Here is an 18,048-nt window from a genome sequence, read left to right as displayed (position 1 = left end):
GTTTCCGCGATTCTATGCCCGGGGGTCAAACCGGCGACCCGGGTGCGGGCCACATCACAGGACCCCCGCGCTGGGCCACGCGGGGGCGAGACGGACGTCACCACGACGTCACATGGAGCAATCCGTTTCGGCGTCATGGTATTGGACCGCCTAACCTCCCCGGATGAGCACCGCACAGTCCTCCCCCGCACCGGCGCCCCGACGCCGGCTCCCCGCCTGGACGTCGAACTTCGGCTGGCAGATCGCCGCCGCCCTCGTCCTCGGCCTCGTCCTGGGCCTGATCGCCCGCGCGACGGGGCACACCTCCGAGCACCCGACCTGGCTCGGCGAGACGCTGGCCACCGTCGGCAGCATCTACATCAGCCTGCTGAAGGCCACGGTCGTCCCGCTGGTCTTCTTCGCCGTCGTCGCCTCCATCGCCAACCTGGCCCAGGTGACCAACGCGGCCCGCCTGGCCGCCAAGACCCTGCTGTGGTTCGCCATCACGAGCCTCATCGCGGTGCTCATCGGCCTCGCCGTCGGCGTCGTGCTGCAGCCGGGCGTGGGCACCGGCCAGACCGCGCCGGCGTCGTACCAGGCCAAGGACGTCGGCTGGCTCGACTTCCTGACCTCCCTGGTGCCGGCGAACTTCCTCGGCCTGACCGTCAAGACCACGGCGGGCGAGGACGGCGCGCTCGCCTCCTCCCCCACGTTCAACGTGCTGCAGATCCTCGTGATCGCGATCGTCGTGGGCGTGGCCGCGCTCAAGGTCGGCGAGAAGGCCGCCCCGTTCCTCACGTTCTCCCGCTCGGTGCTCGCCATCATCCAGAAGCTGCTGTGGTGGATCATCCGCCTGGCCCCGATCGGCACCATCGGCCTGCTGGGCAACGCCGTGGCCTCCTACGGCTGGTCCACGATGGGCACCCTGGCCAAGTTCGTGGTGGCGATCTACGTGGGCCTGGCCCTCGTGATGCTCGTGGTGTACCCGGTGCTGGCGCGCCTGCACGGGCTCTCCGCCAAGCAGTTCTTCACCGGCGTGTGGCCGGCGTTCCAGCTCGGCTTCGTCTCCCGCTCCTCCCTCGGCACGCTGCCCGTCACCCAGCGGGTGGCCGAGCGCAACTTCGGCGTCCCCACCGGCTACGCCTCCTTCGCCGTCCCGCTGGGCGCCACCACCAAGATGGACGGCTGCGCCGCGATCTACCCGGCCGTGGCCGCCGTGTTCATCGCCCAGTTCTACGGGATCGACATGAGCCTGAGCCAGTACGCCCTCGTGGCACTCGTGTCCGTGCTGGGCTCGGCCGCGACCGCCGGCACCACCGGCGCCACCGTGATGCTCACGCTCACGCTGTCCACCGCCGGGCTGCCCCTCGAGGGCATGGCCCTGCTCCTGGCCGTCGACCCGATCGTGGACATGGGCCGCACCGCCCTCAACGTGTCCGGCCAGGCCCTCATCCCCGCCCTCGTGGCCTCCCAGGAGGGCATCCTCGACCGGGACCGCTACGACGCCCCGCGCGGCGACATCTTCGGCGAGGACGAGGAGGAGATCGTCGAGGCCCGCGCCCACGCGACCGCCGACTCCCGCGCCCAGCTCGTCGGCACCTCGGAGCCGCGCGCCTGAGTCAGCGACCGGACGGGCCCGCTCCGGCGGGCCCGTCCGCGCCGTCCCCGTCCCCCTCGTCCAGGTACTCGCCCAGCACGTAGTCGTAGTCCACGGGGTTCCCGTCCTCGTCCGTGCGGCGGTACCAGTCGGTGATCTCCGCGGCGGTGGAGTCGAATCCCTCGCCGGCCGCGTACCAGCTGCCCGGCGGGGTGCGCTCCACCGTGAACGCGAAGTCGTCCCCGTACTCCACCAGGCCCCGCACCGTCGCCTTCTCGACGGCGGCCCGCTGGTACCGGTCACGGATCGCGAAGGGGTCGTTGGCCAGTTCGCGCTGGAGCGCGACCGCCATGAGGACGAGCACCACGGTGAACGGCAGCGCCGTGATGGTGATGAGGTTCTGCAGGCCGGTGAGCGCGGTGTCGCCGCCGGTCAGCAGCATCACGACCGCGATGCCCGCCATGCACAGTGCCCAGAACACCGTGATCGTGCGGCGCGGGGCCGGGGCGCCGCGCTGCGAGAGCTGCGAATTCACGATCGAGGCGGAGTCCGCCGTCGTGATGAAGAAGACCGCCAGCATGACGATCACGACCGGGGCCACCAGCCCGCCGCCGGGCAGCTGGTCCAGGACCACCCAGAAGATCTCCGCCGGCGCGGGCAGCGACGCGGCTGTGCCGTCCGGCGCCACGGAGCCCTGGGTCCGCTGCAGCCAGATGGTGGTGCCGCCGATGATCGTGAACGCGCCGACGATCACCGCGGCCGGGATGAACAGGGCCCCGAGGACGTACTGGCGGATGGTCCGACCCTTCGAGATCTTCGCCATGAACACGCCCACGAACGGGGCCCAGCTGACCCACCACGCCCAGTAGAAGATCGTCCAGCTGGAGAGGAACTCCTGCATGTCCTCCCCCTGGGCCATCGAGGCGCCGAGGGCGTCCGGGGCGGAGGAGACGTAGTCCATCAGGACGCCGGGCACGATGTTCAGCAGGAACGCCGTCGGGCCGACGACGAAGAAGAACAGCGCCAGGCCGAGGGCGAGCAGCATGTTGATGTTGGACAGCCACCGGATGCCGCGGGCCACACCGGACACCGCCGAGAAGATGGTGCCGATCGTGAGCACCACGATGATCCCCAGCGCCACCGTGTTCCCCGGCGCCGACCAGCCCGAGACGATCTCCACGCCGCGGCCGATCTGCAGGGCGCCGATGCCCAGCGAGGCCGCCGTGCCGAACAGTGTGGCGATGATCGCGAGCCCGTCGATCAGGCGCGCGCCGACCGAGTCGCTGCGCTGGGAGTCGCCGAACAGCGGCGCGATGATCGAGCTCATCAGCGGCACCCGGCCCCGGCGGTAGGACACGTAGCCGACCGACAGACCGACGATCGCGTAGATCGCCCACGCGTTCACGCCCCAGTGCAGCGCGGCCTGGGCCAGCGCGCCCGTCACCGCCTCCTCGCTCCCCGCCTCGTACGCCCCCGGGCGCGGGGCCAGGTAGTAGGTCAGCGGCTCGTACGGGCCGAAGAAGATGATGCCGATGCCGATGCCGGCCGCGAAGAGCATGGCCGACCAGCTCGCCGTGGAGTACTCCGGCTTCTCCCCGTCCAGTCCCAGCGGGATCTCGCCGTACCGGGAGAACGCCAGGGCCAGCAGGAACACCACCATCCCGATGGCCAGCAGGGCGAACAGCCAGCCGGCGTGGACCATCACCCAGTCGAGGGCCGCGCTCGAGACGGCCAGCACGGCGTCCGGCTGCAGCACGCCCCACACCACGAAGCCGACCACCAGCAGGCCGACGACGGCGAGGATCACCCGGTCCACGCCGTAGCGCACCCGGCGGTCCTCCACGGACACGCCCGGCACGAGGGCCGGGTGGATGCCGTGCGGATAGGAGAACTCGCGGACGAAGCGGCGCAGCCGTGGCCGGGCCGGGGTCCGGGTCGTGTGGGACCCGGTGGGACGGGGCGGCGTGGGTGTGTCCATGGGGACACCATAGGGGGCGCGCCGGACGGCGGTCGTCTCCCGCCCGCACGACGACGGCCCCTCACCCGGGCGGGCGAGGGGCCGTCGTCGTCGGCCGGCCGCGTCAGGGCCGACGGAGGGGTCAGTGCTGGTGGCCGGCCTCGTCCTCCTCGGCGGGCTTGTCCGCCACGAGGGTCTCGGTGGTCAGCACGAGGGCCGCGATGGAGGCGGCGTTGGCCAGCGCGGAGCGGGTCACCTTGACCGGGTCGATCACGCCGTCGGCGATCAGGTCGCCGTAGACGCCGGTCTTCGCGTTGAAGCCGTGGTTCGGCTCCAGCTCGGCGACCTTGGAGACCACCACGTAGCCGTCCTCGCCCGCGTTCTGGGCGATCCAGCGCAGCGGCTGCTTCAGGGCCTTGCGGACGATGTCCACGCCCACGGCGGCGTCGCCGGTCAGGGCCTGGACGTTGGCGTCGGTGTCGAGCACGCTCAGCGCGTTGATGAGCGCGGTGCCCCCGCCGGCCACGATGCCCTCCTCGAGGGCGGCGCGGGTCGAGGACACGGCGTCCTCGATGCGGTGCTTGCGCTCCTTGAGCTCCACCTCGGTGGCGGCGCCCACGCGGATCACGCCGATGCCGCCGGAGAGCTTGGCGAGGCGCTCCTGGAGCTTCTCGCGGTCCCAGTCGGAGTCGGTCGCGGCGGACTCGGCCTTGATCTGGGCGACCCGGGCCTCGACGTCCTCGGCCGCACCGCCGCCGTCGACGATGGTGGTCTCGTCCTTGGTGACGGTGATGCGGCGGGCGGAGCCGAGCACGTCCAGGTCGGCCTGCTCGAGCTTCATGCCGAGGTCCGGGGAGACGACCTGGGCGCCGGTGAGGATCGCGATGTCCTGCATCATGGCCTTGCGGCGGTCGCCGAAGCCCGGGGCCTTGACGGCCACGACGTTCAGGGTGCCGCGGATCTTGTTCACCACGAGGGTGGACAGGGCCTCGCCCTCGACGTCCTCGGCGATCACGAACAGCGGCTTGTTGGCCTGCAGGACCTTCTCCAGCAGGGGCAGCAGCTCCTGCACGTTGGAGATCTTGCCCGAGTTGATCAGGACGTAGGCGTCCTCGAGCACGGCCTCCTGACGCTCGGCGTCGGTGACCATGTACGGGGACAGGAAGCCCTTGTCGAACTGCATGCCCTCGGTGACGTCCAGCTCGGTGGAGGTCGTGGAGGACTCCTCGATGGTGATGACGCCGTCGGTGCCGACCGTGTCGAACGCGCGGGCCAGCAGCTCGCCGACCTCGTCGTTCTGGGCCGAGATGGCGGCCACGTGGGCCACCTCCTGGCCCTCAACCGGGCGGGCGTTCTCCTGCAGGCGCTGCTCGACGGCGGCCACGGCCACCTCGATGCCCTTCTTGACCTCGCCCGGCGCGGCGCCGGCGGCGACCTGGCGCATGCCCTCGTTCACGAGCGCCTGGGCCAGCACGGTGGCGGTGGTGGTGCCGTCGCCCGCGATGTCGTTGGTCTTGGTGGCGACCTCCTTGGCGAGCTGGGCGCCCATGTTCTCGTACGGGTCCTCCAGCTCCACCTCACGGGCGATCGTGACGCCGTCGTTGGTGATGGTGGGGGCGCCCCACGCTTTGTCGAGCACCACGTTGCGGCCCTTGGGGCCGAGGGTGACCTTGACGGTGTCGGCGAGCTTGTCGATGCCGGCCTGGAGGGCGCGGCGTGCGTCGTCGTTGAAAGCCAGCTGCTTGGCCATGACGGACGCTCCTTTCGTTCAGGGAGTCAGGGGGTGCGGGGACGCGAGGGGCCCGGGGCGCGCGCACCGGTGCGGTGCGCGCCGCTCACCGGGCCCGTCGCGGCGGGGTCACTTGGTGACGACGGCCAGCACGTCGCGGGCGGAGAGCACCAGGTACTCCTCGCCGCCGACCTTGACCTCGGTGCCGCCGTACTTGGAGTACAGCACCACGTCACCCTCGGCGACGTCGACCGGCACGCGGTTGCCGTTCTCGGCGACCCGGCCCGGGCCCACGGCCACGACCTGGCCCTCCTGCGGCTTCTCCTTGGCGGTGTCCGGGATCACGAGGCCCGACGCGGTGGTCTGCTCGGCCTCCAGGGGGCGGACAACGATGCGATCCTCGAGGGGCTTGATGGAGACAGACATGCTGCACACTCCTTCTTCGTCGACGTGCGGCTCCGGCGGGCTCGCCGGTCCGCTGATGCTGTGGTCTGCGGGTGCGCCACGGGCGTCAGACCCTCCGTCGTCGCGGTGCCGGACGGTCCACCTCGGGCATTGGCACCCGGTACCCCCGAGTGCCAGTCCAGACTCTACTCCGGGTTCTGGCACTCCTTCAACATGAGTGCCAGCCGTGTCCCCGCCGTCCGCCGCGGGCGGAGGCGTGGGGCGCGGTGCGGTGGGGCACCGTGGGGCGGCGGGTGGGGCGGGTTCCGAGCCCAAGAGCACGCGGAGTGGTCACGACTGCGGCCCGCAACCTGTCCCTCCCCCACTCCCCGCCCTCCCCCCTCCCCCCTCCGTGGGCAGAAACCACACCCCCGCCCATCGCGTGGGCAGCATCCGCAGGTTTTCGATCTCCGTGGGCAGAAGCGCCCTCTCTTCTGCCCACGGATGTTGCGTGGGCGGAACTCCTCGCAGTTCTGCCCACCGAGCCATGACGACGTCGTCCCGGCGGGACAACCGGCCGCCGCCGAGTCCTGCACAGCCGGCCCACCCTGCGCTGGTGTGCACAGACACGCGGCCCGCCCGGCCGTCGTCAGGCCGACCGCGTCAAGGTCGACCCATGTCCTTCGCCCCCGATCTCCCCCTCGTCCCCGTCTTCACCACCCGCGACGTGCTCGAACGCGGTCTGCCGCCCAGCCGGGTGCGGCGGTCCGACGTCCTCCGCCTCGCCCGCGGCATCCACCGTCGCCGTGACATGCCGCTGCGCACCTGGGAGTCTGCCGGGCTCCCGCCGCCGCACCACGGGGTCGGCCTCGACCTGCTGACCGCCCTCCTGCGGTCCCGTCCCGACGCCGTTCTCTCCCACGAGACGGCGGCGCACCTCCACGGCCTCCCGCTTCCCCCGGGCGGGGCCACGCGACGCGCCGCCGTCGAGATCACGTTGCACCGCGGCACCGCACGGGCGCGGATCCCCGGCGTCATGGAGCACCGCAGACCCCTGCCCGCCGGCCACGTCACCTCCGTGCTCGGGCTACGGGTGACGACGCCGGAACGGACCTGGCTCGATCTGTGCTCGATCGGCCACCCCTGGGACGAGGCATCCCTCGTGTCGGCGGGTGACCACCTGGTCCGTCACCCCTGGTCCCCGCGCGGCCGGCGGCCTCCCATCACCACGGTCACCGCGCTGCACGAGGCGATGCGGCCGCTCGGGCGGTTCGTCGGAAGACCGCGGGCGACGGCGGCGCTCGAGCGCGTACGGGTGGGTGCCGACTCGCCGCAGGAGACCCGGCTGAGGCTGGCGCTCGTCGAGGCGGGGCTGGGCGAGCCGACGCTGCAGCACGTGTTCGACCCCGGGCGGTGGGACGCCCCCGAGGCCGATCTGTGGTTCGAGGACTGCCGGCTCGTCCTCCAGTACGACGGCGAGGTGCACCGGAGTGCCGAGCAACACGCCCGGGACGCCCGGCGAGACCAGTACTACGCGGAGCGTGGGCAGATGACCCTGCACGTCACGGGCCGGGACGTCGGCGAGGGATATGCGCGGGTGATCGAGGCCGTCCTCAGACGACGGGCACAGGTCTCGAACGGCTGGGATGCCTGACGTCGTCGTCGCGTACGGCCCTGCCGTCCATGCGCAGGGGTTCCGTGGGCAGAAGCGAGGGTGCTTCTGCCCACGGAACCTGGAAACACGCGGGTTCTGCCCACGGAAGGCGAGACCCGGCGGGTTCTGCCCACGGAACGCTCGCGTCGGCCGGGCACCCGACCCCCGCCCGGACCGACCCGGGCCGGCCTCACCGTCGCCCCGCTCAGTAGTACACGGCCAGCGGCCCGTGCGGTCCGTCCACCACGCTGCAGGGGGTCTTGAAGATCCGCTCCAGCACCTCAGGGCGCAGGATCTCGGCCGGGGTGCCGGTCTCCACCACCTGGCCGTCGCCCATGGCCACGATCCGGTCGGCGTAGTGGGCGGCGAAGTTGATGTCGTGCAGCACGATCACCACGGTCCGGCCCAGCTCGTCGGCCGCCCGACGCAGCTGCTGCATCATCTGCACCGAGTGCTGCATGTCCAGGTTGTTCAGCGGCTCGTCCAGCAGCACGTACTCGGTGTTCTGCGCCAGCACCATCGCCACGTACGCCCGCTGCCGCTGGCCGCCCGAGAGCTGGTCGAGGTACCGGTTCTCGAACGGGCCGAGGTTGAGGAAGTCGATCGCGTCGGACACGTGCCGCTCGTCCTCCAGGGTCAGCCGGCCGCGCGTGTACGGGTAGCGCCCGAACCCCACGAGCTGCCGCACGGTCAGCCGCGTCACGAAGTGGTTCTCCTGCCGCAGGATGGACAGGGTCTGCGCGATCTTCCGGGACGGCGTCGTGGTGATGTCGTGCCCGCCCACGGCGATCGTCCCGGCGTCGGCGTCCTGCAGCCGGCCGATCATCGTCAGCAGCGTGGACTTGCCCGCCCCGTTGGGCCCCACGAGCGCGGTCACTCCCCCGGCCTGGATGTCCAGGTCCACGGGTCCGATGCACACCTCATCGCTGTGGCGCTTCACCACGCCGCGCAGCTCGATCACAGACGTCCCTTTCTCATCACGACGACCAGGAAGGTGATGCCGCCGATCAGCTCGATGACCACCGTGACCGCACCCCCCGCGTAGAACACGTGCCGCAGCACGAAGTAGGCGCTCGTGAGCACCGCGTACCCGGCCAGCGCCGCCACCGGGAGGATGAACCGGTGGTCGTGGGTGTCGACGAGGCTGTACGCCAGCGTCGCCACGAGGAAGCCGAGGAACGTCATCGGGCCCACGAGCGCGGTGGTCATGGCCATCAGCACGGAGACCAGCAGCAGCGTCACCATGAGCTCGCGCCGGTGGTGCAGGCCCAGGTTGGTCGCGGCGTCGGCGCCGAGCGCCACCGTGTTCAGGCGGCGGGAGCGCAGCCACAGCAGCGCGCACACGACGACGGCGATGGGCGCGGCGATCGCCACGTACTCGGTCCGGGCGTTGGAGATGTTGCCGAAGAGCCGCGCGCTCAGCAGGTCGAACGAGTTCGGGTCCAGCAGTCGCTGCATGAACGTGCTCAGCGCGGCCAGCCCGCCGCCCAGCACCACGCCCACGAGCAGCATCAGATGGACGCTGCCGTAGGGCCGGGAGAGCAGCCACGAGTACAGGGCCGTCGCCAGCGCCACCATGAGCGCGGCCTGGGCGAGGAACGGCCCCACCCCGGTCAGCACCGCGACGCCGGCGGCTCCCAGCACGTACACGGCGACGGTCGACACGGCCGTGTAGAGCGCCTCGAACCCCATGATCGAGGGCGTGATGATGCGGTTGCCCGTCACCGTGTGGAAGGTGACGGTCGCGAAGGAGTGGCACAGCGCCACGATGCCGATCACGCCCAGGGACTCCACGCGCATCCGCGCGATCATCCAGAACGCGCGCGAACCGGGTTCGGCCTCGTTGCCCCACAGCAGGATCCCGGCGGTGGAGAGCACGGCGACGGCGGCCAGCACGGCGACGACGACCGCATACCTCCGGCGGTCGGCGGCGGTGACGAACGCGCCGGACCGGCGCGGTGCGTCGGCCTCGACGGGCCCGGCCGCGGTGGCGCCGCCGGGCGGGGCGGGGATGCGACCCGGGGCGGTCGCGAGCGGCTCAGCCATGCTTGGCCTGCCTCAGCAGCAGGGCGAGGAACACGATCGCGCCCACGAGGCCCAGGATCAGCGAGATGGGCACCTCGAACGGGGCGATCACGGTGCGCCCGATCAGGTCGCAGACGATCACGATCCACACGCCGACCATGACCACCCAGGGCAGGTTCGTCCGCAGGTTGTCGCCGCGGACCATGGACACGAGGTTGGGGACCACGAGCCCCAGGAACGGGAGGGCCCCGATCACCACGGTGACCACGCCGGTGGCCACGGCCACCATGGCCACGCCGGTGAGGATCACGGCGTCGTAGTTGAGGCCGACGTTCGTGGCGACGTCCTTGCCGAGGCCGGCCACGGTGAAGCGGTCCGCGATGACGAAGACCGCCACGCACACGATCAGCACGAGGAAGAGCAGCTCGTACCGGCCGCGGACCACGGAGGTGAACGAGCCCGCGAACCACGCGCCCACCTGCTGCAGCATGTCCGTCTGGAGGGCGAGGAACGTCGACGCGGCGCCCACGACGGCGCCGAGCATGATGCCCACGATCGGCACGATGAGGGAGGACTGCAGGCGCACACGCCGCAGGAAGAGGAAGAACACGAGGGTGCCGACGAAGGCGAAGAGGATGGCCCCGGCCATCCGGGTCACCAGGCCCGCCCCCGGCACGAGCACCATGGTCACCAGCAGGCCGAGACCGGCCCACTCGGTGGTGCCCGTGGTGCTGGGCTCCACGAAGCGGTTCTGCGTCATGAGCTGCATGATCAGCCCGCACATCGCCATCGAGGCGCCGGCCAGCACGAGGGCGACCGTGCGCGGCACGCGCGTGATGGCGAACATCTCGCGTCCACCCTCCGCGCCGACGTCGTACACGCCCACGAACAGCGAGACCACGACGAGGACCGCGGTCACCACGATGCCGGCCAGCAGCGGCCAAGTGCGCTGCCAGCGGGTGCGCTCGGGCCGCAGGACGGCGGGCGGGACCCAGCAGACGCGGTCGCCCCGCCCCGGCTCCTCGAGCCGGGGCGGGGCGTCGGCGACGTGGTGACGCACGTCGAGAATCACTGCGCGCCTTCGAAGGCCTTCGCGAGGTCTTCCATGACGGTGGTGTGGTTCTGGATGTCCTCGGCGACGTAGAAGTCGGTGGGCAGGTACACGATGTTGCCCTCCTTCACCGCGGTCACGTCCTGGAGGGCCTCGGAGCGCTCGATCAGCTCGGCAGCGGTGGCGTTCTCCTCGCCGATGGCGGCGTCGCGGTCCATGACGATCAGCCAGTCCGGGTTCGACTTCGCGATGGCCTCGACGGAGATGTCGTCGCCCTGGTGGTTGTCGGTGCCCGACTGCTCGAGGGCCGGGGTCAGCTCCAGCATGTCGAAGAACGGGCCGATGGCGCGACCGGTGCTGGGCGCGACGTACGACAGTTCGCCGCCCGAGGCGATGAGGCCCATGACGGTCTGCTCGGGGTCGTAGGCGTCCTTGGCGCGCTGGGTGGCGGCGTCGAAGTCGGCGATGAGCTTCTCGGCATCGGCCTCGTGGCCGGTGGCCTCGCCCAGCAGGGTGGTCAGCTCCTTCAGGCCCTCGTCCATGGGGGTCTGCGTGACGTCGAAGTCCGTGTCCACGACGGCGGCGTCGCCGGTCAGCTCGTCGATCTCGGCCTTGCGCTCGTTGAACCGCTGGCCGTTGAACACGACGTCCGGCTCGGCGGTGACGAACAGCTCCATGTCCGGCTCCCGGTGGTTGCCGATGTCGGCGACCGAGTCGTCCTGGAGGTAGGAGGGCCCGCCCTCGCCCTTGTACATGATCTGCTTCGGTGCGGCCGACAGCTCGACGCCCCAGTCGTCCAGCGTGCGGAAGGCGCGGTTGTCCGTGGCGATGACGGAGTCGACCTCCTCCGGCAGGGTGACCTCGGCGCCGGACATGTCGGTGACGGTGACCCCGGCCGCGATGCCGCCCGAGGCGGCCGAGGAGCCGCCGGCGGCGCTCGCGGAGGCCGAGGACTCGCCGGAGGCGCTCGCGGAGGACGAGCCCGTGGCCGCGCCGCCGGCGGAGCAGCCGACGAGGGCGAGGGCCGCCACCGAGGTCAGGGCGAGACGGGCGAGGCGGGGGGCGCTGACGGAACGCGGCATGGTTCTCCTTCTGGGCGGCGGGGCTGCCCCGGGATGAGCAGTCGGGGTGGTGGGCGCGCTCCCGTGGAGGTGAGCCTTGCCTCAGTCGAATACCGTACACGAGGGTGCCGTAATCCCCCAACGGGGGTTCGACGGCTCCCGCCGCCCGGGGCCCGCGGCCTCGAGCCCCGTCAGTCCAACGGCGTCACCTCGAGGGCGAACCGCGACCGACCCACGCGCGCCAGCACGAGGGTGGCGTGCCGTCCGGCCCCGCCACGCCGGCCCGGCTTCGCCCCGCCGAGGACGGCGCGACGCACCTCCTCGGGCGTCTCGCGGATGCCCCGCTTCTTCACGTCCAGCCGGCCCACCCCGGTCTCCTTCGCCCAGCGCCGCAGGGAGGCCAGGTGGAAACCGTGCACCGCCTCGATCCGATGGGCGCGGGCCAGGCCGTCGTGCACGGGCTCGGGCGCGACGAGGTAGGCCAGGTGGGGGTCCAGCTGCCGCGTCGGCACGGGCCAGGACACGGCCAGGTCCGTCACGAGTCCGGCCCGGATGACCGCGCCGTCCGGTTCGTGCAGGACCGCGCCGACGAGCCCCGCCATGCCCTCCTCCCCCACGGCCTCGACCTCGGGCGAGTCGCCGAAGTCCGCGCCGGAGACGAGCTGCGCCGTCGTCGTCTCCCCACCCCGGACGGTCATGACGCGCGCCGCCCGCCGCACCCCGGGGCGGGCCGCCGCGTTGAACCACAGGGCGGCCTCCACGACGTCGCCGTCGACGCTCACCCACTCGGCCTCGGCGCCCTCCGGCACGGCCTCGTGCGGGAGCCCCGGGCCGAGCTTGACCCCGACCGGCACGCCCGTCGCGGCAATGTCCGTCACGACGCTCAGGGGCGGGGAGAACGCCTCGGGGTCGAACACGCGCGCGGACCCGCCCCCGCCGACCTGACGGCGGGCGGGGTCCAGCCACACCGCGTCCGCCTCGGCGGGCACGTGGGCGCGGGCCCAGGCCACGGCGTCGCCGTGCACCACACGCGCACCGCGGAGGCCGGCGAGGTTCACCTCGGCGGCCGCGGCGACGACGGCGTCCCGCTCCACCGCCACGACGTCCAGGCCCCGGTCGGCGAAGGCGCGCGCGTCCAGGCCGAGACCGCAGCCGAGGTCGGCGACGCACCGGGCCCCCGCGGCCGCCAGCCGGTCCGCGTGCAGGCCCGCGACCAGCGGGCGGGTGGCCTGCTCCAGGCCGTCGCGGGTGAACAGCATCCGGCGCGCCTGCCGCCCGAGGCGGGCCTCCGCCCGGGACCGCAGCGCGGCCTGGGTCAGCGCGGCGGCCACGCGCTCCGGAGGATGCCCGGCCGCACGCAGGCGGGAGGAGACCGCGAGCGCGTCGGCCTCCCGGTACCCGGCGAGGGAGTCGAGGAGCGCGCGGCCCTCCGGCTCGAGGACGGGGGTCAGGGCAGTGGCGTCCGCCTCCGAGGCGGCGGCCGTGGGGCGCGGCGAGCGGGAGCCGGGGCGGGGACGGGCCATGCGCCCCACCCTAGGTCCGAAGCGTGGACACCGGGCGCAGACCCGGCAGGGGCTTCTAGGATGGGCGGCATGACTCTGCCCTTCGCCGACTCCGCGCAGTCCACTCTCGGAATCGAGTGGGAGCTCGCGCTCGTGGACGCCGTGTCCGGCGAGCTGCGCTCCGAGGCCCCGGACCTGCTGCGCGCCCTGCATGTGACCGAGGGCCTCGCCGAGGACGACGTGAACCCGCACATGACCAGCGAGCTCCTGCAGAACACGGTGGAACTCGTCACGGGTGTGCACGAGCGCGTCGACGCCGCGACGGCGGACCTCGGCCGGATCGCCGCGCGCGTGGCCGACGCCGCGGCTGCGCGGGGCATCTCCCTGTTCTGCCAGGGCACGCACCCGTTCGCGGACGCGATCGCGCAGCCCTCGACGCCCAGTGAGCGCTACGACCGCATGCTGGATCTCACCCAGTACTGGGGTCGGCAGCTGCTGATCTTCGGCGTGCACGTGCACGTGGGCCTGGATGACGTCTCCAAGGCCATGCCGGTGGTGAACGGCCTGGTCAACCGCGTGCCGCACCTGCTCGCACTCTCGGCCTCCTCCCCCTTCTGGGCGGGCACGGACACGGGCTACCAGTCCCAGCGCACCCTCCTGTTCCAGCAGCTGCCCACGGCCGGCCTGCCGTTCCAGTTCCAGGAGTGGGAGGACTTCGAGCGCTGCGTGGCCCAGATGGAGCAGGTGGGCATGATCGCGGACGTCACCGAGTGCCGCTGGGACGTGCGGGCCGTGCCCCGCCTGGGCACGGTGGAGATGCGCGCGTGCGACGGCCTGGCCACGCTCGAGGAGATCGCCGCCGTGACCGCCTACACGCAGTGCCTCGTGGATGACCTGTCCGCGAGCCTGGAGCGCGGCGAGACGGTCGAGGTCCTGCCGCCGTGGCACGTGCAGGAGAACAAGTGGCGCGCCGCCCGGTACGGCATGGACGCCACCGTGATCGTGGACGCCCGGGGCACCCAGGTCCCGCTGGCGGAGCACCTGCCGGCGGAGATCGAGCGACTGACCCCGGTCGCCGAGCGGCTGGGCTGCGCGGCGGAGCTCGCCGGCGTCCAGGCGATGATCGACGACGGCGGCGCCGCGCGTCAGCGTCGTGTGGAGGCACAGGCCCTGGCCGGCCCGCCGGCCGCGGGTGAGGACACGGATGACGCGGTGGCCCCGCTGCGCGCGGTCGTGCTGGACGCCGCCGCCCGCACCCGCGCGTCGCTGGACGGCCGCGCCGGCTGAGCGGCCGCTCCCCCGGCGAGGCTGCGGCCCCGCCGCGCCTGCACGCTTCCGCCGGCCCGCCCGGCGCGGCTACGGTCGCACCATGCGAGCACTCACATGGCAGGGAAAGCGCAACGTCGCCGTCGAGGACGTCCCGGATCCTCGGATCCAGGAGCCGACGGACGCGATCATCGAGGTCACCTCGACCGGCATCTGCGGGTCGGACCTGCATCTGTACGAGGTCCTGGGGCCGTTCATGGACGCGGGAGACGTGATCGGCCACGAGCCGATGGGCATCGTCCGCGAGGTCGGGTCCGAGGTCACCCACATCCGGCCCGGTGACCGGGTGGTCGTGCCCTTCACCATCTCCTGCGGGCGGTGCTGGATGTGTCAGCGCGGGCTGCAGTCGCAGTGCGAGACCACCCAGGTGCGGGAGCAGGGCTCCGGCGCCGCGCTCTTCGGCTACTCCCGGCTCTACGGCTCCGTCCCCGGCGGACAGGCCGAGCTGCTGCGCGTGCCCCACGCGGACTACGGCCCCGTGAAGGTGCCGCACACCGGCCCGGATGAGCAGTGGCTGTTCCTCTCGGACGTCGTCCCCACCGCCTGGCAGGGGGTCCAGTACGCGAACGTCCCCGACGGCGGCACGCTCGCGGTGCTCGGCCTCGGCCCCATCGGCCAGCTGGCGGCACGCATCGGCGTGCACCTGGGGTACCGGGTGATCGGCGTCGACCCGGTCCCCGAGCGCCGCGCGATGGCGGCCCGGCACGGCATCGAGGTCCTGGACGCCGACGGCGGCGAGGCCGAGGTGCTCCGCGAGCGCACCGGCGGCCGCGGTCCCGACGGGGTCGTGGACGCGGTCGGCATGGAGGCGCACGCCTCCCCGGCGGGGCATGCGGCCCACACCGCCGTGGGCCTGCTGCCCGACGCGCTCGGCCGGGCGGCCATGAAGACCGCCGGCGTCGACCGCCTGAGCGCCCTCCACACCGCGATCGACGCGGTCCGGCGCGGCGGCACGGTGTCGCTCTCCGGGGTCTACGGCGGCATGAAGGACCCGATGCCGATGCTCACCCTGTTCGACAAGCAGGTCACCCTGACGATGGGCCAGTGCAACGTCCGTCGCTGGGTGGACGACCTGCTGCCCCTGCTCGACGACCCGTCCGACCCCCTCGGCGTGCTCGACCTGACCACGCACACCGCCTCGCTCGAGGACGCGCCCGCCCTCTATGAGACGTTCCAGAAGAAGGAGGACGGCTGCGTCAAGGTGGTACTGAAGCCGTGAGGATCGTCGTCCTGGGCGCGACGGGCAACGTCGGCACCGCTGTCCTGCACCGCCTCCAGGCCGCGGACGAGGTGAGCTCGATCGTGGGCGTGAGCCGGCGCGGCCCGGACCGGGCCGGAGCGCCCTACGAGGGCGTCGAGTGGCACCGCCTGGACGTGGCGGAGCCCACGGCGGCGGGGCGGCTGCGCGAGATCGTGACCGGCGCCGACGCCGTCGTCGACCTGGTGTGGGTGATCCGCCCCAACCGCGACCGCGACCACCTGCGCGCCGTCAACGTGGCCGGCAACGAGCGGGTGTTCCGGGCCGTGGCCGAGGCGGGCGTGCCCCACCTGGTCTACGCGTCCTCGGTGGGCGCGTACGGGCCCGGGCCGAAGGGCCGCGCCGTGCCCGAGTCCCATCCCACCACCGGGGTCCCCACCTCGCACTACGCCGAACAGAAGGCCGAGGTCGAGTCGATCCTCGACCGCGTGCAGGCCGAGCACCCCGAGCTGCTCGTGACCCGGCTGCGCCCCGGGCTGATCTTCCAGTCCGCCGCCGGGCCCGAGATCAAGGACTACTTCCTGGGAGACCTCGTCCCCGCCCGTCTGGTCGCCCGCCTGCGCACTCCGGTGCTCCCGTTCCCGCGGGGCCTGCGATTCCAGGCGCTCACGGCCCAGGACGTGGCGGACGCGTACTGGCGCGTGATCGTCCACCGGGCAGGCGGCGCCTTCAATGTGGCCGCCGACCCCGTGCTGGACGCGCACACCATGGGCACCGTCCTCGGGGCGCGCCGCATCCTGGAGCTGCCCGTGGGCCTGTTCCGCGCGGCCGCGGCGCTGAGCTACCGGGCACGGCTGCAGCCCACCGACCCGGGGTGGGTGGACATGGCCGCAGCGGTGCCCATCATGGACACCACGGCCCTGCGCGCCGCGACCGGTTGGTCCGAGACCACCGACGCCCGGGAGGCGGTCCGCCTCGTGCTCGACCATCTCGACGGTGCCGAAGGTCTGGGCAACGCCGGGCACCGCTCGCACTCGCCCATGGAATGAGGGCGATGACCTTCACCCGCCGGGCCGCCCTGACGGGCCTGCTCGGGGGCGCCGCCCTCGGGTTCACCGCCTGCACCTCCTCCGGCTACCCCGCCGACCCGGACGGCACCCTGGACCGCGTCACGGGCGGGGTGCTGCGCGCCGGCGTCGTGCACCACCCGCCCCACGTGGACGCCTCGGGCGCCGAGCCCGTCGGCCCCGAGCCCGACCTGATCCGCGGGTTCGCGGCGGCGCACGACGCACGCGTCGAGTGGACCGTGGCCGGGGAGGAGGCGCTCATGACCGCGCTGGAGAAGGGCGACGTGGACCTGGTGGCCGGCGGCCTGACGTCGGCGTCCCCGTGGACGTCGCACGCGAGCATCACCCGCGACTACGCCGAGGCGCAGGGTCCGGACGGCGAGCCGGTGAAGCTCGTGATGGCCGTGCCCCTGGGTGAGAATCAGATGCTCACGGCCCTCGAGGCGTACTTCGACCAGCACGCAGCGGAGGAGGCCCGATGACGCGGCGGGACACCCGGGAGACGGGGCCGAGCGGGCGCCGGTTCGGCGCCACGGAGCTGCCCCCGGAGATCGAGCGCGTGGTCCAGCAGGCCAAGCGGCTCGAATGGGTGACGCTGGGGGTGATCGTGGTCACGATCGTCCTCGTGGCGATCGTGATGGGCTCCTCGCAGGCCATGCGGGCCGCGTGGATCGAGGACCTGCTCTCCCTGATCCCGCCGATCGCGTTCCTCATCGCCCTGCGCGTGGCCCGCATGGCCCCGACGCGGGCCCGGCCCTACGGCTCTCACCGGTCCGTCGGGGTGGGGCACCTCGTGGCCGCCGTCGCCCTGTTCGTGATGGGCGTGGTCCTCGTCGGCGACTCCGTGCTGGGCCTGGTGACGGCGGAGCACCCGCCCATCGGCACGTTCGACCTGTTCGGGCACACCGTGTGGCAGGGCTGGTTCATGATGGCCGTGATGGCCCTGTCCGTGCCCGGGCCCATGATCCTCGGCCACAAGAAGCTCACGCTGGCCGAGCAGCTCCACGACCGCGTGCTGTACGCGGACGCGGACATGAACAAGGCGGACTGGCAGACGGGCGTGGCGACCATCGTCGGCGTGGCCGGCATCGGCCTGGGCTGGTGGTGGGCGGACTCCGCTGCGGCGATCTTCGTGGGCGTGAGCATCGTGCTGGACGGCTGGAAGAACCTGAAGGAGGCCGTCACGAACCTGGCGGATCGCCGCGCCGCCACGATCGACGGCGCCCGGCCGCACCCGCTCATCGACCGTGCCGAGCGGGTCGCCTGGGCGGAGCCGTGGGTGCGCCACGCGGGCGCCCGCGTCCGGGACGAGGGCCACGTGTTCCACGTCGAGATGTTCGTGGTGCCGCACGAGGGGGCGGACGTGACGGTGGGCCGCTGCTGCGCGCTGCGGGACGCGATCGCCGCCCTGGACTGGAAGCTGCAGGACGTCGTCGTCGCCCCGGTGGACGAGCTGCCCGCCGAGGTGCACGGCGGTCGGTCCGGGGAGCATCAGACGGGCGAGGAGTAGCCCGGGCC

The 18,048-nt window shown here is 72.7% G+C and carries 15 protein-coding genes; 7 read left to right on the top strand and 8 right to left on the bottom strand.

What is annotated here, in order from left to right; translation table 11 throughout:
- Positions 1-163: 163 nt before the first annotated feature.
- Positions 164-1,597: a dicarboxylate/amino acid:cation symporter gene (locus ACZ1IK_RS04720; RefSeq protein ID WP_041104384.1), complete on the top strand. Its 1,434-nt coding sequence runs from the start codon at positions 164-166 to the stop codon at positions 1,595-1,597.
- A gap of 1 nt (position 1,598) precedes the next feature.
- Here ACZ1IK_RS04720 and ACZ1IK_RS04715 read toward each other — a convergent pair whose 3' ends face one another.
- From ACZ1IK_RS04715 to groES, 3 genes are all read right to left on the bottom strand, one after another.
- Positions 1,599-3,554, bottom strand: a complete 1,956-nt coding sequence (locus ACZ1IK_RS04715) for a BCCT family transporter (RefSeq protein ID WP_113913788.1) — start codon at positions 3,552-3,554, stop codon at positions 1,599-1,601.
- 121 nt (positions 3,555-3,675) lie between these two features.
- Positions 3,676-5,283, bottom strand: a complete 1,608-nt coding sequence (gene groL, locus ACZ1IK_RS04710; protein ID WP_465098365.1) for a chaperonin GroEL — start codon at positions 5,281-5,283, stop codon at positions 3,676-3,678.
- Positions 5,284-5,391: 108 nt separating this feature from the next.
- Positions 5,392-5,688, bottom strand: coding sequence for a co-chaperone GroES (groES, locus tag ACZ1IK_RS04705; RefSeq protein ID WP_002857590.1), 297 nt, complete (start codon positions 5,686-5,688; stop codon positions 5,392-5,394).
- Positions 5,689-6,322: 634 nt separating this feature from the next.
- Between groES and ACZ1IK_RS04700 the strand changes: the two genes are divergently transcribed.
- Positions 6,323-7,300 carry a hypothetical protein gene (locus ACZ1IK_RS04700; protein WP_101967692.1) on the top strand — a complete coding sequence of 326 codons (978 nt, stop codon included), beginning with the start codon at positions 6,323-6,325 and terminating at the stop codon, positions 7,298-7,300.
- 205 nt (positions 7,301-7,505) lie between these two features.
- Here ACZ1IK_RS04700 and ACZ1IK_RS04695 read toward each other — a convergent pair whose 3' ends face one another.
- The 5 genes from ACZ1IK_RS04695 to ACZ1IK_RS04675 form a co-directional block, all read right to left on the bottom strand.
- Complete coding sequence (locus tag ACZ1IK_RS04695; RefSeq protein WP_002857584.1) at positions 7,506-8,261, bottom strand: iron ABC transporter ATP-binding protein; 756 nt, start codon at positions 8,259-8,261, stop codon at positions 7,506-7,508.
- A complete protein-coding gene (locus ACZ1IK_RS04690) occupies positions 8,258-9,346 on the bottom strand; it encodes an iron chelate uptake ABC transporter family permease subunit (protein WP_036315899.1) in 1,089 nt (362 codons plus the stop codon). Before ACZ1IK_RS04690 ends, ACZ1IK_RS04695 begins: the two co-directional genes overlap by 4 nt.
- The gene (locus ACZ1IK_RS04685) at positions 9,339-10,397 is read right to left on the bottom strand and encodes an ABC transporter permease (RefSeq protein WP_080695885.1); all 1,059 of its coding nucleotides are present in this window, start codon (positions 10,395-10,397) and stop codon (positions 9,339-9,341) included. The genes ACZ1IK_RS04690 and ACZ1IK_RS04685 overlap by 8 nt, the downstream gene beginning before the upstream one ends.
- On the bottom strand, positions 10,394-11,458 hold the full coding sequence (locus ACZ1IK_RS04680) for a siderophore ABC transporter substrate-binding protein (RefSeq protein WP_144860253.1): 1,065 nt from the start codon (positions 11,456-11,458) through the stop codon (positions 10,394-10,396). The genes ACZ1IK_RS04685 and ACZ1IK_RS04680 overlap by 4 nt, the downstream gene beginning before the upstream one ends.
- Positions 11,459-11,628: 170 nt before the next feature.
- Entirely contained in the window at positions 11,629-12,960 is a 1,332-nt protein-coding gene (locus ACZ1IK_RS04675; RefSeq protein ID WP_465098364.1) for a THUMP-like domain-containing protein, read from the bottom strand.
- A gap of 69 nt (positions 12,961-13,029) precedes the next feature.
- On the opposite strand from ACZ1IK_RS04675, the gene ACZ1IK_RS04670 reads away from it, so the two are divergent.
- The 5 genes from ACZ1IK_RS04670 (at position 13,030) to ACZ1IK_RS04650 (ending at position 18,040) form a co-directional block, all read left to right on the top strand.
- Positions 13,030-14,226: a glutamate--cysteine ligase gene (locus ACZ1IK_RS04670; protein ID WP_069941271.1), complete on the top strand. Its 1,197-nt coding sequence runs from the start codon at positions 13,030-13,032 to the stop codon at positions 14,224-14,226.
- Between the two features lie 82 nt (positions 14,227-14,308).
- Entirely contained in the window at positions 14,309-15,484 is a 1,176-nt protein-coding gene (locus tag ACZ1IK_RS04665) for an alcohol dehydrogenase catalytic domain-containing protein (RefSeq protein ID WP_041104394.1), read from the top strand.
- Positions 15,481-16,512 (top strand): NAD-dependent epimerase/dehydratase family protein, encoded by a 1,032-nt coding sequence (locus tag ACZ1IK_RS04660; RefSeq protein WP_465098363.1) that lies wholly within the window; start codon positions 15,481-15,483, stop codon positions 16,510-16,512. The genes ACZ1IK_RS04665 and ACZ1IK_RS04660 overlap by 4 nt, the downstream gene beginning before the upstream one ends.
- A gap of 5 nt (positions 16,513-16,517) precedes the next feature.
- Positions 16,518-17,012 (top strand): transglycosylase SLT domain-containing protein, encoded by a 495-nt coding sequence (locus ACZ1IK_RS04655; RefSeq protein ID WP_069941270.1) that lies wholly within the window; start codon positions 16,518-16,520, stop codon positions 17,010-17,012.
- On the top strand, positions 17,009-18,040 hold the full coding sequence (locus tag ACZ1IK_RS04650; RefSeq protein WP_069941269.1) for a cation diffusion facilitator family transporter: 1,032 nt from the start codon (positions 17,009-17,011) through the stop codon (positions 18,038-18,040). Before ACZ1IK_RS04655 ends, ACZ1IK_RS04650 begins: the two co-directional genes overlap by 4 nt.
- Positions 18,041-18,048: the final 8 nt, after the last annotated feature.

Source organism: Micrococcus sp. CS26, assembly GCF_055522295.1.
Note: the sequence above shows the minus strand (reverse complement) of the source record. Positions and strands in the feature narration are given on the sequence as shown.